Here is an 18,712-nt window from a genome sequence, read left to right as displayed (position 1 = left end):
GATGGGTGCCGTAGATGAACACTGTGTTACATCGTCGCCGAGACCTCTCGGGATCTTCCACTACCTATGTTTTCTTGGTAAGTTTCGAGTAGTGGTTTTCCACCGTCCACGTAACATGATCGCCGGTTAGAGTAATCGGTGCGATTGCTATAGGGTCAGGAAAGTCGGCTCAGGGCACTAGGGGAACGAAGGCCCGGTCACCTCTCAGCATTTCACTCGTCTCAAACACCTTTATGGGGAGATCTTCATGAACAAAACCGCCTCCGTCCTGGCCCTCGCCGGAACCATCGCGCTTCTCGGAGCAGGTGCGGCGCAGGCCGCTCCCATCACCAACTACACGACCGCCCCCGTCGGCACGGTCAGCGATCCCGCAGCCGCTCCGGGCGAGACCGTCGTGTTCAGTGGCCCTGCCGGCTACTTCACCCCTGGTGAACTGCTCAACATCACCGTCGATCGCACCGCCGGCACGCCGGCCGCTGCAGGCTTCGGCGCCGGTGGAGCTGCTTCGGCTCGCGGCGGCCTGATCGTCCTCAACGCGATCGTCCTCACGGACACCACCAAGGCCGATGCCAACGGCGGCTTCTCCTACTCGGTGAAGCTCACGGAAGAGGGCACCTACACGCTGAGCGCCGCTGCAGCTGACGGCACCCCTGCCGCTCCGATCACGGCAACCGTCGTCGTCGACACCGCCAACGCAGCCGGCGGAACCGTCGCCGGTGGCACCACCGGCGGCACGACCTCCGCGTCGAACGGCCTCGCCAACACCGGTATCGATTCCGCGATGCTCCTCTGGGGCGCTGCAGGCATCGGTGCACTCGGCCTGGGTGCCGGCAGCATCGTTGTTGCTCGCCGCCGCTCCGCCGAGGCGTAACACCTGGCACCACGCAGTACTGAGTACTCAGTTCACGAAAGAAGGGCCGGAGCTTCTGCTCCGGCCCTTCTTTGCGCTCCGCGTATGTCAGGTTGCCCTGAATCCGGAGGAAGGGGCCAGCGACAGCTGGGGACGAAGTCTCGGTCTCAAGAAGACTCCTATGCCGCTGGCCCCAGTCCGGGACCCGCCTTCACTCGGGTGAGGGCATGAGCCCTGCTGCTGGACCACCCTTGCTCCAACAAGTGCAACATTACGTATCCCTTGCATACCTCTCACGAGTACGAAGGCCTTGTTTTTGGCCCGCAAGTACCCGGAGTTGCGGAGAACGCTACTCGCCGAAGATCCGCGACTACGTGGACGGACCGGCTGTCACCGCTGCTCCTGCTCCCCCGAGAACTCGGCGGTGAGCTCCTCGCGCGTGGTGATGCCGAGCTTCCCGTAGATGCGATACAGGTGCCCCTCGACCGTGCGCGTGGACAGGACCAGGATCCTCGCGATGGCACGGTTCGTGGCGCCCTCCGCGGCGAGCTTCGCGATCTCGCGCTCCCTCGACGTCAGTTCGTGCGAACTGCGTGTGTCACCCTCTTCGTGCGGCAGTACGCCCTCCAGCAGTGACTGCCGCCGGCGCATGGACCGCAGGGCGAGGCGCCGGGCCCTCACATCCCCCTTGTCCGCGTACAGGCGCATGGCCCGGGCCGAGGCGTCCGCCGCGAGCGGGACCTTCTGGATACTCTCCGCCTTGTCGGCGGCGAGCAGCAGTGCGTCGGGGTCCGCAGCGGTCAGTGCGTGGGCGTACTGCGAGAGGACCTGCGCCTCCGCCCCCTCAAACCGGTCGGCGAGTTCGGCGAGGCGCCACGCCCGTTCCGTGTCCCCGAGGGACACCAGCAGTTCGAGGGTGTCCTTCTCGGTGGCTGGGAACGGCGCCGCCCCGGCGGTCTCGGCCAGGTCGCGGAGCGCGTCGAGGTCGTGGCCCCCCTCGGAGCTGCCGGAGTTGGCCGCTGCCAAGTATGCGCGGGCCACGAGCAGCATGGGACGGCTGCCGGTACTAGATACCTGCGTGAACTCCAGCTCGAAGGCGTCCGCGGCGTCCTTCTCCCCCAGCGAATGCGCACACCAGGCCGCGACGCCGAGCGCGTACGGCAGCAGCATCTCGGCGTCCGCCTGCCGCAGCGAGACGAGCGCCGGGATGAGGATGCGCAGCGCCGCACGGAACTTGCCGCGGCGCACCTCCAGGACGGCCTGCAGCACGGGGAGTGCGCCGCTGAGGTAGCTCAGGTCCACCAGGGGCTGACGGCGGTACTCGTCGAGCGCATCCGTGGCCGTGGTGAAGTCCCCCGAGCCCATGAGGACGCTGACGTACTGGGCCACGATGGGAGCGCGGAGGTGCTCCAGCCGCCCCTGCGACCGGTCCACGTCCTCGAGCGCCGCCCGCAACTCCGCGTGCCCCGTATCGCTGAGGCCGAGGGCGCCATCGATCATGCCGCGCAGCGCCAGCACCAGGACGGGCACGTGCGCGGCCGGTGGAACCCCCGCGGAGGACAGGGCGTGTTCGAGGGTCTGCAGTTCTGTACGGGCCGTGGCGAACTGCCCCTCGAGGACCCAGCCGAGCAGGTGGAGCAGGGTCAGATCCTCCGGAGCGGACCCCGTCTCCTCCGCGGCCGTCGGACGGTTGTCGTGCCCCGGCTGCACGGCGGCCTCGAGCCGGGCCGCGCAGGCCTCCGCGATGCGGTGGAGGGTGTCCGGGTCATCGCCCCGCCGTACGCAGGCCAAACCCTTGAGCGTGGCGGCGTCGGCGAGGATGCCGGGCCGTGCCGGACCGGCCAGGACCTGGTCGAGCATGGCGACGGCCACCGCGTACTCCCCCAGGGTCACCCGCACGCGGGCTTCCTCGACGGCCGATGCGGCCTCCCCGCCCTCGGCCTTCGCCGCACCCGCGAACCGCAGGGCGGACTCCGGGCGGGAGACGTGGGCGGCGGCGCGGGCGGCTTCCAGGAGGACGGTGGCCGGGACCGGCACGTTGGCGTCGAGGGCCCAGTTCAGGTACTCGATCCGCCCGTCCTGCAGGGCAGGCAGCGTGACGTCGTCGTCGAACACCTGCCGGCGCAGCCCGGCACTGCGCCCGGCGGGCACCAGGGCCCGCATGACGCGCGTCATCATGGGATGCGCCACCCTGAGCAGCCCGGTGGGTGATCCTGGACTGCGCAGGAGTCCGCGCCGCAGCAGCTGCTGCGCCACGGCGTCCTCCACGAGCCGCGCCAGCCGCGCCGAGGTGAGCCCTCCGCTGAGGGACACGGCCTCGTACGCCGTCCGTTCCTGCTCGCTGAGTCCCTGAAGGAGTGTCTTCGCCAGGTCCAGCAACGGCGGGCCGGGAGGATGGAAGCGGCCCGTGAGGCACCACACGCCGTCGCGGAGCACCAGCTCCCCCGTGGCCGAGGCGTGATCGAGCAGGGCACGCAGCATCAGCGGGTTCCCGGCGCTCTGGCGGGCGAAGTAGGCCTCCGCCCCCCGCGTGACCGGGCCACCGAGCACGGTTTCGCAGAACCGTCCGGCGTCGGCGTCGGAGAGACCGGCGAGGTCCACCCGGCTGATGAAGCCGTCCGTGTACAGGGAGAACAGCTCACCGGAGCGCGGCGGGATGCCGTTGGAGAAGAGCACCACCTTGATGGTGCGCGAGACCACGAGCTGGGTGAGGATGTGGCTGCTGTCGTCGTCGAGGTACTGGGCGTCGTCGATGATCACCACCGCGTCGCGGCCCTGCGACGCTTCCCGGAGGTAGGCGACGAGCGTGCGGAGGGCGGACAGGGAGGAGCGCAGCGCCTGGGGCGAGGCGTCCGAGAGGTAGGCGCCCAGTGACCCGTACGGCACGTCGGCGAGGTTCGCCGTCGCGCGGATGACGAAGCAACGCTTGTGCTGGCCGTCGATGATCGGGACGAGCCGCCGCGCGATGGCGCTCTTGCCCATGCCGGTCTCGCCGATGACGAGCGCCCCGTGCAGATCGGGGTGGGACAGCGTGTGGACGATCGCACCCAGGATGCGCTCGATCCCGACGAGGGGAACGGAACCGTCCTCCCGGAGTGTCACTGCAGTGGGGTGGGAAGCAGCTCTGCGAGCTGGAGGCGGGAGGAGACGTGGAGCTTCGAGTAGATCTGGTACAGGTGGCCCTCGATGGTCCGCACGGACACACACATGATGTCGGCGATCTCGCGGTTGGCGTAGCCACCGGCCGCCAGCTGGGCGATCTCGCTCTCCCGTGGGGTGAGCGACTCGAGCTGCGAGATGGGGCCGCCCGAGGTCTCGTTCACGAGGACCTGCCGCGCCCGCTGCTGCACCTCGCGGACCGTGGACTTGTTGCCCAGGGCCTGCGCCGCGCTCAGCGCCGAGCGGGCGGCGTCCCGGCCGAAGTTCTGGTCGCCGGCCGCCGCCGCGAGTTCCATGGCCTGCAGGAGCACCTCGGCGTCGCGGTGTCCCACACCCTTGGCGAACATCTCGCTGAGGCGGGCGAACGGACCCTGCACGCGGGCGGCGACGTCGGACAGCTCGCCCAGCGCCCCCGTGTTGCCGAGCCGCACGGAGCTGGTGAAGGCGGACAGTTCGAAGAGCGAGGCGCCCCGCTCCCGGTCCCGCTGGCCCAGGACCTGGAGCTGCTGGGCGGCCTCCGACTTCGCTTCCCGCAGCCCGAGGCTGGAGAGCTGCAGCTGGGAGGTGAGCCGCCGCACCATCCACGGCACACCCGCGGAGGGCTCCGCGTGGCTGAGGAACGGGATGGCGTCCTGGATGTTCCGGTTCATGGTGTGGCAGTAGGCGATGGACGCGGCGGCGATGGGCAGTAGCCGGTGGGGGTCGGCGATCCGCAGCTGGTCGAAGGCCGGCTTCAGGAGGCCGAGGGCGTCCTCGGGCTGACCGTACCGTCCGAGGACGAGTCCCAGGGCGAGCTGCACGGAGGAGCCGCGGTGCGCGGCCTCGCCGTTCTCGACGTCGAGGCCGAGCCGCCGGGCGCCGGAGCCCCAGCTGCCCGAGGCGCTGTAGACGGCGACGAGGCGGAGGTAGGCGATCTCCCGCGTGCGATGGCTCACCCCGCCGTGCTGGAGGCGGTCGGCGAGATCGTCCGCGAGCTGGAGGGCCTCGAGCTGGCTCTCCATCATGGCCCACGCCTCGCACAGCAGGACCTCGCTGCGGATCCGGTGCTCGGGGCCGAGCGGGTAGGGCGCCGCCTGCAGGGACTGCATGAGTTCGCGGGAGCGGGCGTAGTCGCCGGTCAGGGAGGCGATCTCGGCCCGGGCCAGGAGGATCTCGGCCCGCAGGGCGTCCCGGTCCTCGGGGTCCGCGGCCTCGACACTCCCGTCGGCGTCCGTGAGGGGGTCCTCGACTCCGCCCAGGCCCAGGAAGTTGCGCAGGGCGGCATCGGCGAGGAGCATGCGGACGGCGTCCACCGGTGAGGCCTGCCCCACCAGCGGGGCGGCGAGGGAGAGGGCGTTCGCGGCGTCCTCGAAGCGGCCGGCGTCGATGAGTGCCCGGACCCGCTCGGCCGCGAGGCCCGCCGACGTCCGGTGGGCGTCCTGGATCTCGGTGAACTCGATGGCGTCGCAGTACCGGCCGTCGTTGCTCGCCGACCGTGCGGCGGCCAGCGCGAGGGCTTCCGGGACCGGGCGGTGGCAGCGGAGTAGCCAGCGCGCATGCCGCTCCGGGTCCAGCGCGTCGGTCAGTGCGGCGTCGTCGGCCAGCCGGTCGTACAGGTCCTGTGCATGCGGGGCGGCGAGGGACTCGACGGCACCGGCGGCCAGCACCGGATCGGCGAGTTCCACGTACTCCTGCTTGCCGTGGCGGACAACCACCAGGCCCGCGGACTGGAGGGCATCGACGTCGGCGCTGCCGGCGAGGCGGTGCACCGCGGGGATGGGCAGCCCGCCGGCGAGGGCCAGGAGGTGGGCGACGTCCCGCTGGGCTGCGGGCAGTCCCTCGAGCACCGTGCCGGCGGCCTCGGTGACCTCGGTGGGTACGGGGGTGCCGCCGGGCAGGAGCACCCAGGTGCCGTCCTGCTCGATGATCCGCCGGCCGCGCAGGGCCCGGGTGGAGGCCTGCAGGAACCGCGCGTTGCCTCCACTCATCCGGAGGAGCAGGTGCACGCACTCGACGCTGACCGGGCCTTCGAGTTCGGCCTCGAGGAAGGCCCGGGTCTCCGCCACGGTGAAGGGCGAGAGGTCGAACCTCTTGAGCGAGCCCTCCCGCCACAGGGAGGCGAACATGGAGTCCGCCGCCGTGAAGTCCTGCGACGTCAGCAGCACGCTGGCGGTCCCGTTCAGGACCAGCTGCGTGATCAGGGAGGCGGAGGACGGGTCGAGGTACTCGATGTTGTCCACCGCGAGGACCACGCGGCGCCCGCGGGCCTGGAAGTTGAGCAGCTCGGACACCGCCCGCAGCACTGTGACGGGGTGATCGATCACGTCCGTGTCCAGCTCCGAGAGCAGGAAGTTCACGGGCCGGAACGCCTGGTGGTAGGAGCCCTTGGAGCCGCGGATGCGGACCACCAGGAGCTCGGCGGCCCGGGATGCCAGGGCCTGCTGCATGACGGCGGTCTTGCCGACGCCTGCGTCACCGACCAGCACCGCACCGACCGATCCGGTCGAGAGGAGAGCCTCCTCGACCGCATCCACCACGTCTGCCCTGCCAACGAAGAATGGAGCTTCCGCCAGCCTGCTCATCTCGCCACCGCCTTGCGCGACACGAAGGTTAGCTGCTGTATACCGATCACGCCAGGGATTCTTACATCCATGGGACCACTTCCTGGGTTCGAAGAGACTGTGGTTCCCCTTGAGCCTAGGAAGGCATCCACCGCACTACACGAGTAGCACTTACTGGAGTTCCACGCCACCTACTCGCTTTGCACCCGGGTAGTTACCGTAAGACTACTTGCTAATCCCGCAATATCTACGTGGAATCTGAGTGCTTGATTGCGTGTCAGTATGCGTGGAACTCCTGCTACGTGGTCCTACGCAGTACTACGCGTTGCCGTCGAACAGGCTGGTGACCGAACCGTCGTCGAACACCTCGCGGATGGCGCGCGCGATCAGGGGCGCGATGGACAGCACGGTCAGCTGCGGGAAGCGCTTCTCGGACGGGATGGGCAGCGTGTTGGTGACCACGACCTCGCGGGCACCCGACTCCGCCAGGCGGCGCGAGGCGGGCTCGGAGAACACCGCGTGGGTGGCGGCGATGATGACGTCCTTGGCGCCGGCGTTCTTCAGCACCTGCACGGCCCCGGAGATGGTTCCCCCGGTGTCGATCATGTCGTCGATGAGCACGCAGGTGCGGCCCTCGACCTGCCCGACCACCTGCTTGGACACCGCCTGGTTCGGCACCGTGAGGTCGCGGCTCTTGTGAACGAAGGCGAGCGGGGCGCCGCCGAGGCGCTCGGCCCACTGCTCGGCCACGCGGACGCGTCCGGTGTCCGGCGAGACGACCGTGACGTTGTCGGCGTCGACCCGTGACCGGATGTAGTCGGCCAGGAGCGGGATGGCCATGAGGTGGTCCACGGGCCCGTCGAAGAAGCCCTGGATCTGCGAGGTGTGGAGGTCCACGGACATGAGCCGGTTGGCGCCGGCGGTCTTGTAGAGGTCCGCGACGAGGCGGGCGGAGATGGGCTCGCGGCCGCGGCCCTTCTTGTCCTGGCGTGCGTAGGGGTAGAACGGCGAGACGACGGTGATGCGCTTGGCCGAGGCGCGCTTCAGCGAGTCGACCATGATCAGCTGCTCCATGAGCCAGTTGTTCAGCGGTGCCGGGTGGGCCTGGATGACGAAGACATCGGTTCCGCGCACGCTCTCCCCCGAGCGCACGTAGATCTCACCGTTGGCGAAGTCGTAGGCAGAGACCGGGAGGAGCTCGGTGCCGAGCCACGACGCGATCTCCTCGGCGAGCTCGGGGTGTGCGCGTCCCGACGCCAGGACGAGCTTCTTCTCGCCGTGTGCAGTGATCTCACTCATGCGTTGGTGCTCTCTTCTGTGGTTGTGCTGCTCATGGGGGAATCTGCAGTAACGGCATTGGTGGAGGCGGCCTGCGTGGCATCTGCCGCGGCGGCGGACGCCGTGTCCGGCCGCTTGGTGGACACCCAGCCGGCGATGTTCCGCTGGGGTGCGACGCTCAGGGCGAGGGAACCGGCGGGGACGTCCTTGCGCACCACGGCACCGGCGCCCGTGTACGCACCGTCGCCCACCGAGACCGGGGCCACGAACACGGTGTTCGAGCTGGTCCGGACGTGGGAGCCGATGACGGTGCGGTGCTTGTTGACGCCGTCGTAGTTGGCGGTGATGTTGCCGCAGCCGATGTTGGTGTGTTCGCCGATCTCGGCGTCACCCGCGTAGCCGAGGTGGGAGAGCTTCGAGCCGCGGCCGATCGTCACGTTCTTCGTCTCGTAGAACGCCCCGATCTTGCCCTCCTCGCCGAGGACCGTGCCCGGGCGGAGGTAGGTGAAGGGGCCCACGCTGGCGCCGGCGCCGATCCGGGCGCCGCTGCCGTGCGTGCGCACCACGTGCGCGCCCTCCCCGATGACGACGTCCGTGAGGGTGGTGTCCGGGCCGACGACGGCGTCGCGGGACACGTGGGTCGCGCCGTGCAGCTGCGTGCCCGGCAGCAGCGTCACGTCCTCGTCGAGGACCACCGTGGAGTCGATCCACGTGGTGGCCGGGTCCACGATGCTGACGCCCGCGAGCATCCACGTCTCCAGGACACGCCGGTTCAGTTCGGCGCCGAGTGCGGCGAGCTGCAGGCGGTCGTTCGCGCCCTCCACCTGCCAGCGGTCGGCGAGGACGACGGCGGCGACGCGCCCGCCGGCGGCCCGTGCGATCGCGAGGACGTCCGTGAGGTACATCTCGCCCTGCGCGTTGGCGGTGTCGACCTGCGTGAGCGCGTCGCGGAGGACGGCGGCGTCGAACGCGTAGATCCCGGAGTTGACCTCGCGGATGGCGCGCTGTTCGGGTGAGGCGTCCTTGTGCTCGACGATCGCCACCACGGTGCCGTCCTCGTGGCGCTGGATCCGGCCGTAGCCCGTGGGATCGTCCAGGAGTGCGGTGAGGACGGAGACGGCGTTGCCCTCGCCCTGGTGGACGGCCACGAGTTCGCGGAGGGTCGCGGGCGTCAGCAGGGGGACGTCGCCGTACGTCACGACGACGGTGCCGGTCAGCTCCTGGTGGGCGCGTGCATCCAGTGCCTCGAGGGCCACCTGCACGGCGCGGCCGGTGCCGGGGACGTCGTCCTGGTCCACGAGGACCGCCGTGGCATCCAGGCCGGTCACGTGCTCCGCCACGCGGTCGCGCTCATGCCGCACGACGACGGCGAGCTCCCGGGGCTCCACCCCGCGGGCGGCGCGGAGGGCGTGGCCGATCATGGACAGACCGCCGATGGGGTGCAGAATCTTCGGGGTCCGGGACTTCATCCGGGTGCCGGCACCGGCGGCGAGGACGATCACCGCGGCCGGAGCCTCCTGGGTTGCCTCCTGGGTGCGTGCAGCGGTGGTGGAACCGTCCTGGTTGCTCATGAAGAAGCGCTCCTAAGCTGTAACTGACCGGCGGGCGCCTGACCGGACCGGCCAGGATTCTCCCCGTTCCGCCCATAGGATTCGAACCTATACTCCACAGCTCCAAAGGCTGGGGTGCTGCCGTTACACCAGGGCGGACCGCGACCACACCCGACCGGTGCCGGGGCATGTGCGCACGGTGTACCAGTTTGCCATGTCCCGTCAAAGGGGGCGACTCGACGGGCCCCGGGCTCGGCATGTCGGGCCGGGCCGGCGTCGGGGTGGTTCGGGCGGTGCGGGCGCCTACCGTTGTGGCTTCGCCTACCCGTCGCCTCCACCCGCGTGGCGTCGCCGCCCGCCCGTCGTCGTTCCCTCGCCGTCGCCGCTCGCGTTCCGTCGCCGCCTGCCCGTCGTCGTTCCTGGTTTTCACGCCAGGGCGGTCAAACGCTCCGCGTGTCGCAGCGCAACGCGCGTTGGTGCGGTCAAGAACCGGGAACGACGGCGACTCCCACGCCAGCAGCCGACGTGCCGGTGCCGCGCCCTTGTGAACATACGGTGTGGACGGCACCCGTCCCCCGGCGAAGCAGCCTCTACTGCAGGGGTGACCCTGGAAGCCGTGCTGTCGTCCGTCGGGGGTGTGGCTCCGACGCATGTGCTGCGGGCGCGAGGTGTGAGCCAGTGGCATATCGACCGGGGCGTCGACGATGGCCGCGCTCTCCGCGTCCGCCGAGGAGTGGTGGCGCTGCCTGACGCAGCGCCCGCCCTGGTCACGGCTGTGAACGAGCATGCACGACTGACCTGCATCTCGGCCGCCACCTACTACGGACTGTGGCGTGTCCACGGCCCCGCGCAGGTGCACCTCAGCCGGCTGGAGAGGACGGCCGGTGACTGCGTGAATCACCGCACCCGGTCGGTCGCCGTGCACGCGAACCTTCCCCTGGTCGGACTCGTCGATGTGCTGGTTCACGCTCTGCAGTGCCGGCCGGAGGAGGAATCGGTTCCCATGGTCGAGTGCGCCCTGCGACGCGGTGACGCCACCAGCGGCTTCCTCCTCCAGCGCCTGCAGGGTCGCCGCAATGGAAGGGCGCGTGCCGCACTGGCGATGGTCGAGTGCACGGCTGATTCGGTGATCGAGGTGGTGGCCCGCCTCCTGCTGCGCGGAGCAGGCCTCGACGTTCAGCCGCAGGTGCCGATCCCGGGTGTGGGGCAGGTGGACTTCCTCGTCGAGGGCTTCCTGATCGTCGAGATCGACGGCGCGGCCTTCCATTCCGACCGCCAGGCGTATCGGCGCGACCGGCTGCGGAACAACACGGCGGTGCTCGCCGGCTACCTCGTCCTCCGCTTCACCTACGAGGACGTCATGTTCCACCCGGAGGAACTCCTCGCCACGGTCCTCACGGCCCTCGGCGGTCGCCCGATCCGCTGAAGGCCCTTGGGGCGTCGCCCGATCCGCTGAAGGCCCTTGGGACGTCGCCCGATCCGCTGGGGAGCATCCGTCGTTCCTGGTTTTCGGGGCGGTGCTGCCGCAAACGCGGCGTGTCGGGGCGGAACACACGGTCGGCAGACTGAAAAGCAGGAACGACGACGAGGCACCACCTCCGCCGCCGACGCCGACGACGGGGACGACCGGCACCGACGACGACGGGGACGGCCTCCGCCGGCAGCAACGACCACGGGACGATCTGCATCCGGTCGGAAAAGCGGCCGGAACAGGCCGCGACCTGCGGCGGAACCGTTGTGGCCCGCGCATGGCCCGGTTACATTACGAGCATGCGTCCTCCCCGGCCAGAGATGTCCAATGCCACTCCCCCGCCCATCACCGCGGATCGCGAGCCACCGCCGCTGCTGCGCGTCGCGGGCGGTCTCTGGCTCGCATCCGTGGCCGCCGGCGCCCTGGCGCTCGTGATCGCGTTCCTCGACCGCGAGACCTTCCTCAGCGGCATCCAGGACACCGCCCTCAGCGTCGACGCCGGGATCGCGCCGGAGGATGCGGAGATGGCTGCCACCATCGCCTTCTGGGGAAGCCTCGGCGCCTTCGCGGTGGTCCTCCTGCTCGTGGTGCTCTTCGTCCGGCCCCTGCTGCGGGGACGGGGGTGGGCCCGGTGGGCCCTGCTCGCGGTCCTCCTGCTCGACGCCGGAGCGGTGCTGCTCGTCCAGGCGTTCCTCAGCACCGACACCGCGGGCTTCCAGCCCGTACCGCATCTTGCCGTGGCCCAGCTGGCGCTCGGCGTCATCGCGCTCGCCGTGACGCTGATGCCGCCGATCTCGCGCTGGTTCAGGGGCACGCACCAAAGGTAGGGCCTGGTCTCGCCCTCACGCTGATGCCCCCGGTCGCACGCCGGTTCAGGGGCACGCACCCAAGGTAAGGCCTGGTCTCGCCCTCACGCTGATGCCCCCGGTCGCACGCCGGTTCAGGGGCACGCACCCGAAGTAGGTCCGGGGTCACACCCTGACACCGATGACGCAGGTCCAACCCTGGGTCAGGCGTGCCCGCCCGTGGTGGCGACGACAGGGTGTGCATGGCGACCGGAGGCGCCCGACCGCGCGACGAGCTCCTCGCAAGAGCGCATCACCACATGGCAGGCCTCCAGAGCGCCACGGTCCAGGAGGGGGTTCTCGGTGAACGTCCGCCACCGGTCGAGTTCCGCGAGGGACGCCGCGCGGATGTCGTCCCGGGAGGCGTCCGGCGCGAGGGCCAGGCGCTCCGCCCCCGCGACGCCCGATCCTCCGATCAGGCGCTCGGCGTCGGCCATCACCGACGCCGGCAGGGGCACCTGCCCGGAGCGCAGCGCCGAGAGCAGCTGCAGCTCGCGGATCTCGTGGGCGTTGGCCTTGATCCGCTCGATGCCGGGCACCAGTGCGGCGCTTCCGGCGCGTGGATGGGTCCGCACGAGCGTCTCGAGGCCCGCGAGCGCGGTCCGCGCCCGGAGGGTCGAGGAGCGCGCGTCGAACTGCCGGGTGATGAGCGCCAGCAGGAGGTCGAGTCCGCTGCGCCGGGCGAGTTCGTGGGCCAACGCCGTGGCACTGCCGGCGCCGCCGCGCACGAGGGCTGCACCCAGCCGGACCCCGAAGAGGCCGAAGCGGTCGAGCAGCCGGCGCCCGTCGTCCTCGGGGATGTTCAGGGCGGCACATCCGGTGACGAAGCGGTCGGCGGAGAGCAGCATGCGTTCACGCTGCGTCCGCTCGAGGACGGAGAGCGCCACGAAGGCCTCGTACTCCGACTGCCGTAGGGTGCGGGAGCTCTGGGCGAGCAGCCCGGCCATGGGCAGGACGTCGAGCACGAGGGCCCTGAGCGACGGGTCCGCCCGGTAGCGGTCGGCGACCTTGGCGGCGGAGATGAGGGAGTCGATGCGCCCTGCCCCCACCTCGTCCGCCCGCGACAGGATGGCCAGCGCGTTGACCGTCCCGGCGCTCGCGGCGCTGGTATCGCGGAACGCCTCGAGGAACATGACGTCGGAGGCGTGGAGGTGGCGCATCAGGTAGATGACGGCGTCCGCCTCCGACGCCGTGTCCTGTGGTGTGAGGAACTGCGTGCTGAGCTCCGAGACGCCCTCCGAGAGCGAGGCGATGCCCGGGGTGTCGATGAGCGTCATGCGGCGCAGGTTCTCCGCCGGCCACTCGACGACGATCCGCCCCACCTCGGCTGCGGACCGGCTCCCGAGGTCGAACACCAGCCGCCCGTCCACGCGGGTGAGCGGGAGCAGGTAGGGCTCGCCGTCCACGGGGTACGCGGTGATCCTGGGCGTGGTCGCATAGCGGTACCAGGTGATGATGCGGGTGCACTCCCCCGTGCCGGTGGGGGCGATCTCCTCCCCGATGATCGCGTTGAGGAGCGTGGACTTGCCGGCCTTGACCATGCCCGCGACCGCCACGCGCAGCGGTTCCTGCAGCCGCTGCGCGTACCCCTCGAGCTCGGTGCGCATGGTCGGCTCGTTCTCGTAGATCTCCAGCGCCTCCTGGAGGAGACGTTCGACGGCGGCGCTGTCGGTCATGATCCTGCTGCCATCGCCGCGGCGGGCTGCGGCGGGAGCCCTTCCGCCTTGGGGACGAGGCGTTTGGCCTGGGCCGACAGCTGGTCGATCCGGGCGAGCTGGGCCTGGAGTTCGGCCACCCGACCGTCACGTTCCTGCCGGTAGGTCGCGGCCGTCCGCTGGGCGGCGCTCACCGAATCGGCCAGGGAGCGGTGGTGCTCCTCAGCAATGTTCCCGAAGTGGTCGCGGATCTCGCGCTGGACGAGGCGCAGCCGGTCCTTGAGCTGCTTCCCCACCTGGAAGACGACGTCGTCCATCTGCCGCCGGACGAGGTTCTTCGCGTCCGTCTGCCGGCGCTTCAGCCGGGCTTCCTTGTCCTCGCGGTACGCCTTCCGCCCGAGCATGAGGCCGGCTCCGACCGAGAGCGGATTGATGAGGGACATGCCGATGATGCCCGTCAGGAGGCCGAACATCAGGACGCCGCCGTAGGAGCCCCGCATGCCGATCAGCACCTTCCCCGCCGCGCTGACGCGTCCCGGGTCCAGGAACGGGATCTCCTCGACGGGTGCGAGGACGCCGTCGGTGCTGGAGACCTCCAGCAGGGGCAGGGGCACCTCGTCGAGCGCGAAGAGTTCAGCCACCTGCTCGGCCAGCCACTGCGAGCGCTCGTTGGTCCAGACGAAGGTGTCGGAGACCGCCGAGGCCACGCGCTGCTCGATCCACTCCGCGAACTGGTCCCACACGGGCCCGGGATCCCCGGCGTCGATGGCGGCCTCCGCCTCGCGCTGGATCGAGCGGAGGCGGTCGCGGAGGTCGTGCTCCATGTCGGCGATGAGGTCCGATGCGCCGTCGTTCAGCGTCGTCTGCCAGCGCGAGGACCGCTTCCGCTGCTGGTCGGCCTGCTCCTTGGCCTCCTCCAGGTCCGCGAGCAGCACCGGGACGCCCTCGGGGTCCTGGAGCACTGAGAGTTCGGTGGTCACCGACAGGCGCAGGTGGTCGGTGACGGACAGCAGGTCCTGGGCGACGGACCGCCGGCGCAGGGCCTGGGCCTTCCCGACGACGTCGCGCCGGAGGTAGGCGATGAGCTCCGGGAAACCCGATTCCTGATTGAGTTCGGCGTCGTTGGTCCGGGCCGCGACGAGGCGGAGGTCCGAGGACACGGGGATCAGCGGGATGGTCCCGACGCCCGCGGACCCGAGGTGCGCGCGGTCGAGGTCGGCGACCGTCCTCCACTGCGGGTACAGGTCCGTCTTGGACAGCACGCACCCGACGTTGGGCACGATCCGCTGCGCCTGCTTGAGGAACCGCAGTTCCGGTTCGGTGTATTCCTGGGAGGCATCGGACACGAGGATCATCGCGTCGGCCGTGGGCAGGGCGGTGAGGGTGGTGAGCGCGTGGGCCGATTCGAGGCCGCCGACGCCGGGCGAGTCGATCACCGACAGGCCGTCCGACAGCACCCGCCGGGGCAGCAGCACCTCGGCCGAGGCGAGGCCCTGCCGGTTCGAGGGGTTCCCCCGCTCCGAGACGAAGGAGGCGATGTCCTCCAGTGCCACGGGTTTCCGCTCGAAGGTGGAGCCGTTCTGGTCCGCACCCCCGCCGGCTCGGGGAACCAGGACCGCCGCGGAGGCCGGGTCCCCGAACCGCACCACCGTGGGCACCGAGGTGGCGATGTCGTCGTCGACCGGGCACACGGGGGCGTTGACGAGCGCGTTGATCAGCTTGCTCTTGCCCTGCTTGAACTCGCCCACCACGATCACCCGGACGTCCGGATTCGCGAGCCGGACCAGCGTCTGCTCCAGCCGCTGCCGGAGATCCGCGCGGTCGCCCTCCGCAACCAGACCCAGGCCGGACTTCACGAGTGGAATGAGATCGTCCATGTAGAGCTCCCCTTTGAGTTGTTATATGAGACCACGGGCAAGCCCAACGGGAACAGTGTCCCGTTGGGCTTGCCCGTCATGCAGGTGGATCAGAAGGAGTCGTCCTCCACGGTGAGCTCCGTCTCGATCTCGACCTCGTTGTCGATGAAGAACGCGGAGTCGTCGATCGCGGTGAAGTCGTCGAAGGCGACATCGGTGTTGATCGAGCTGTCCGAGGTGAACGAGTCCTGGACCACGACGTCGGTGTTGACCGAGCTGTCCGAGGTGAAAGAGTCCACGATGTCCACATCGGCGTTGACGGTGTTGTCCGTCGTCGTGGTGGTCGAGCTGTCCGAGGTGAACGAGTCCGAGATGTCCACGTCGGCGACGACGTCGACCGAGTTGTCCGTGTTGTCGGTGTTGAAGGAGTCGTCGAGTTCGACGTCGATGTCCGTCTCGGAGTTGTCCGAGTTGTCGGTGTTGAACGAGTCATCGATGTCGACGTCGATGTCGGTGTCGACCGAGTTGTCGGAGTTGTCGTCGTGGGAGTCCACGGTCGAGTTGTCCGAGTTGTCGGAGTTGTCCGAGTTGTCGTTGTAGGAGTCCTCGACGGTCCCGATGTCCACGCTCACCGAGCCGCCGGCCTCGACGTTCGTGGAGCTGTCCTGGGAGTGGTCGTCGGAGTTGTCCACGGAGTTGTCGACGTCGTCGACGTCGCCGCCCGCTGCCACAGCGCGATCGCCCGAGGCGATGACGGCGTGGTTGTCGAACCACTGGCTGACGTCGCCGTTGGCCCAGATGTTCTGGTTCACCGACTGGTCCGTGATGGTGTCGCGGTCGTCCACCGACGAGGTGTAGGAGTAGTTGTTCACGACGTGCAGGAGCTGCTGCACCGCGTTGCCGTGGTCGTTGTCGTCGCCGCCGGTGCTGGCACCGCCGCCGCCACCGTTGTGGCCGTCCTCGCCGTCCTCGCCGTCACGGCCGGGCAGACCGGGCGCGCCGTCACGGCCGGGGAGGCCGGGGAGGCCGGGGGTCACATCGCCGGAGGAGTTCCCGCCGGTGTCGTAGCTGCGGTCGAACGAGCTGCTGTTGCCGCCGCCGAAGCTGACGGGGGCGTAATCGAGGACGACCGGCATGACGGCGTCGACGTCGTCCGAGCAGACATCGCCGAGGCCGGCCTTGGCGAGCACCGCTTCGGGATCGCTGATGAAGTCGGAGGCGGCCTGCTGATCGTTGAAGAGGTTCATGAGGAAATCGAGGAGGTCTGACGCGAGAGTAGCCATGAGTGTTCCTTCGTGAGTGAGCGGTTGTCGCCGGCGGCTCTGCCTGGCTTGTTTCAAACGTAGGAGCGGAGGGGGTGACCGGGCATCGGTAGTTGTACCCCTAGCCTCCGGCAACCATTAGGGGTTTCGCCCGGGCCCGTTAGGGGCTTCGGTGGCGTACCCGCCCCCCGTGCTGCCGGCTGAGGGCTCGAGTGAGACGCGCAGGCGAGCCAGCAGGTCGGAGCGGGACGACGCACCGAAGCGCCGCCTGATCCGTGCCACGTGGTGCTCCACGGTCCGCGGGGAGATGAAGATCTCCTCGCTGATCTCCCGGTAGGTCCGGCCCAGCAGCACCAGCTGTGCGATCTCGCGTTCACGCCCGCTGAGCGCCGGCCCGCCCCGGTGCGGGGCGTTCCCGGGGACCGCCCGGGCCGGTGCCAGGACCGGGCGCGGGGATCCGGCCGTCGGGTGGGCGGCCGCTTCCCGTTGTGGCCGCACCTCGGGCCTGGCGGTACGGTCGCGGGCGGGCCGCAGGTCCCGGGCACACGAGAGCAGTTTCGTCATGTCCCTGCGGTCGCCCGCCTTGGCCGATGCGTGACCGGCCAGGCGTGCGCCCTCCCAGGAGAACCCCGCTGCGGCCAGGCCCCGCGATGCCGTCTCGACGGCGTCGGTGTCGAAGTGTTCGGCGAGGACCGAGACCCACGCCTTTCCCGCCGTCGCGAACGTTGCTGCCAGCGGGTACGTCGCCGCCTGGCCCGCCAGGGCCGCCGCGTGCGGGGGCAGGTCGTCCGGGCGTTCGAGCAGCAGGGCTGCCTGCACGGCGGACCAGTGCAGGGGCACCGACCAGAGCGGAGGGTTCCCCAGGTTCGCGAGGAGCTGCCAGGCCTCGTCGAGATGCGGTCTGAGCGTCTCGGCGTCACGCAGGCGCGCCCCGGCGATGAGCAGTTCGCTGAGCGGCAGGACGGTCAGCAGGTCCACCGATACGTGCAGCAGCGCCTCGCGGGCCTTCTGCCAGGTGCGGACGAGGGCCGAGGCCTCTCCCGCCCGCCGGGCCAGGCCCACCTCGAGGGACTGCAGGAGCAGCTCGTCCCGCGGACCGGGCCGCAGCCCGGTGCGGCCCGCCTCGGTGATGAAGCCGCGTGCCGCGGCGGGCTGGTCGAGGAGCATGGCCGCCCAGCCGCCGAGCAGGCACAGGCGCGGACGCATCCCGTGCCCGCCCTGCCCGCTCGCGAGTGCGGCCTGGATCAGCGAGAGCGCCGTCTGCGGGTTGCCGGCCAGGAGCCCGACGATGGCCGCGAACCCCGCCGGCAGTTCCGGTGACGGCGAGACCCTGCCGGCCGCGTCGAGGGTGTCGGAGGCGCGGATGAGCTTCGGCAGGGCACCGGAGGGATCGGCAGCGAGGGACAGCTGGGCGCCCTCCATCAGCAGCGTGTCCGCGGCCTCCTGCAGTGACGGGCTCGGTGCGTGCCCGCCCAGCTCGAGGAGCCGGCGGGCACCGGCGGCGTCGCCCGCTGCGAGCAGTGCCAGTGCGCCGAGGGGCTGGATCTCCGGCGGACGCAGTGTCGCGGCCCAGCGCTGCACGTCCGCGGCGCGCGACATCATGCCGCGGCCCGCCCACAGTGCGCAGGACACCCGCAGGGCGCGGGGCAGGTCCGGGAGGGTCTTCCGCTCCTCAGGGGAATGGTGTGCGAAGTAGCCCTCCAGGATGCGGGAGGCGGCGTCGAGATCACCGACGGAGAGCGCTGCCTCCGCCCGCCGCGGGGCCGTGCGGGATGCCTCGGCCCCCGCGGCCACGGCGAGCTCGAGCAGCTCGAGGGCACCCTGCGGGTCGGTGCCGAGCAGCGCCGTGCCCTCGTCCTCGAGGACGCCCGCGATGCGCCCGTCGGCGAAGCCGTCGGAGGCCAGCCGGCGGGCGAGCCGGCCGAGGGGCAGGAGTTCCACGCAGTAGAGGTCCACGAGCGCGCGCTGCAGGCGCCGCACCTGGTACACCTCGGCGTCCTTCAGCAGGGTGGCCCGCAGCTCCTCGGACGGGCGGCCGTCGGCCTGCACGAGGCCGGCGGCCCGCGCACGGGCCATGAGCTGCTCGGGCGGCACGCCTTCGCTGTGCAGCAGTGGAGGGAGCAGGCCCGGGATGGAGAACCCGATGCACAGGGCGAGGACCACCTCGTAGGTCGCCGCGTCCAGTTCCGGTGCGTGGGTCGTGTGGGCCGGGCGCGCGCCTGCGTCGAGGAAGTTGCTCACCACGG

At 70.4% G+C, this 18,712-nt stretch carries 11 protein-coding genes and 1 tRNA gene; 3 read left to right on the top strand and 9 right to left on the bottom strand.

Features of this window, described 5'->3' with window-relative positions:
• Nucleotides 1–247: 247 nt before the first annotated feature.
• A complete protein-coding gene (locus QFZ50_RS02520; RefSeq protein WP_307081602.1) occupies nucleotides 248–871 on the top strand; it encodes an LPXTG cell wall anchor domain-containing protein in 624 nt (207 codons plus the stop codon).
• Nucleotides 872–1,240: 369 nt separating this feature from the next.
• Here QFZ50_RS02520 and QFZ50_RS02515 read toward each other — a convergent pair whose 3' ends face one another.
• The 5 genes from QFZ50_RS02515 to QFZ50_RS02495 all read right to left on the bottom strand — a co-directional run bounded on the left by QFZ50_RS02515 (nucleotide 1,241) and on the right by QFZ50_RS02495 (nucleotide 9,536).
• Nucleotides 1,241–3,952, bottom strand: a complete 2,712-nt coding sequence (locus QFZ50_RS02515; protein ID WP_307081600.1) for a LuxR C-terminal-related transcriptional regulator — start codon at nucleotides 3,950–3,952, stop codon at nucleotides 1,241–1,243.
• The gene (locus QFZ50_RS02510; RefSeq protein WP_307081598.1) at nucleotides 3,949–6,570 is read right to left on the bottom strand and encodes a LuxR C-terminal-related transcriptional regulator; all 2,622 of its coding nucleotides are present in this window, start codon (nucleotides 6,568–6,570) and stop codon (nucleotides 3,949–3,951) included. Before QFZ50_RS02510 ends, QFZ50_RS02515 begins: the two co-directional genes overlap by 4 nt.
• 297 nt (nucleotides 6,571–6,867) lie before the next feature.
• On the bottom strand, nucleotides 6,868–7,848 hold the full coding sequence (locus tag QFZ50_RS02505; protein WP_307081596.1) for a ribose-phosphate diphosphokinase: 981 nt from the start codon (nucleotides 7,846–7,848) through the stop codon (nucleotides 6,868–6,870).
• Nucleotides 7,845–9,398, bottom strand: coding sequence for a bifunctional UDP-N-acetylglucosamine diphosphorylase/glucosamine-1-phosphate N-acetyltransferase GlmU (gene glmU / locus QFZ50_RS02500; protein WP_307081594.1), 1,554 nt, complete (start codon nucleotides 9,396–9,398; stop codon nucleotides 7,845–7,847). Before glmU ends, QFZ50_RS02505 begins: the two co-directional genes overlap by 4 nt.
• Nucleotides 9,399–9,464: 66 nt before the next feature.
• Nucleotides 9,465–9,536 (bottom strand) — tRNA-Gln (locus QFZ50_RS02495).
• A 442-nt stretch (nucleotides 9,537–9,978) separates the two neighbouring features.
• Here QFZ50_RS02495 and QFZ50_RS02490 point away from each other — a divergent pair.
• Nucleotides 9,979–10,803 (top strand): endonuclease domain-containing protein, encoded by an 825-nt coding sequence (locus tag QFZ50_RS02490; RefSeq protein ID WP_307081592.1) that lies wholly within the window; start codon nucleotides 9,979–9,981, stop codon nucleotides 10,801–10,803.
• 344 nt (nucleotides 10,804–11,147) lie between these two features.
• Nucleotides 11,148–11,675, top strand: a complete 528-nt coding sequence (locus tag QFZ50_RS02485; RefSeq protein WP_307081590.1) for a hypothetical protein — start codon at nucleotides 11,148–11,150, stop codon at nucleotides 11,673–11,675.
• A 182-nt stretch (nucleotides 11,676–11,857) separates the two neighbouring features.
• Here QFZ50_RS02485 and QFZ50_RS02480 read toward each other — a convergent pair whose 3' ends face one another.
• From QFZ50_RS02480 to QFZ50_RS02465, 4 genes are all read right to left on the bottom strand, one after another.
• Nucleotides 11,858–13,369: a dynamin family protein gene (locus QFZ50_RS02480; protein ID WP_307081588.1), complete on the bottom strand. Its 1,512-nt coding sequence runs from the start codon at nucleotides 13,367–13,369 to the stop codon at nucleotides 11,858–11,860.
• The gene (locus QFZ50_RS02475; protein WP_307081587.1) at nucleotides 13,366–15,225 is read right to left on the bottom strand and encodes a dynamin family protein; all 1,860 of its coding nucleotides are present in this window, start codon (nucleotides 15,223–15,225) and stop codon (nucleotides 13,366–13,368) included. The genes QFZ50_RS02480 and QFZ50_RS02475 overlap by 4 nt, the downstream gene beginning before the upstream one ends.
• An 89-nt stretch (nucleotides 15,226–15,314) precedes the next feature.
• Nucleotides 15,315–16,487 (bottom strand): IniB N-terminal domain-containing protein, encoded by a 1,173-nt coding sequence (locus tag QFZ50_RS02470; protein ID WP_307081584.1) that lies wholly within the window; start codon nucleotides 16,485–16,487, stop codon nucleotides 15,315–15,317.
• Between the two features lie 117 nt (nucleotides 16,488–16,604).
• Complete coding sequence (locus QFZ50_RS02465) at nucleotides 16,605–18,710, bottom strand: helix-turn-helix transcriptional regulator (protein WP_307081582.1); 2,106 nt, start codon at nucleotides 18,708–18,710, stop codon at nucleotides 16,605–16,607.
• Between the last annotated feature and the right edge of the window lie 2 nt (nucleotides 18,711–18,712).

Source organism: Arthrobacter agilis (assembly GCF_030816075.1).
Lineage (GTDB): Bacteria > Actinomycetota > Actinomycetes > Actinomycetales > Micrococcaceae > Arthrobacter_D > Arthrobacter_D agilis_E.
Note: the sequence above shows the minus strand (reverse complement) of the source record. Positions and strands in the feature narration are given on the sequence as shown.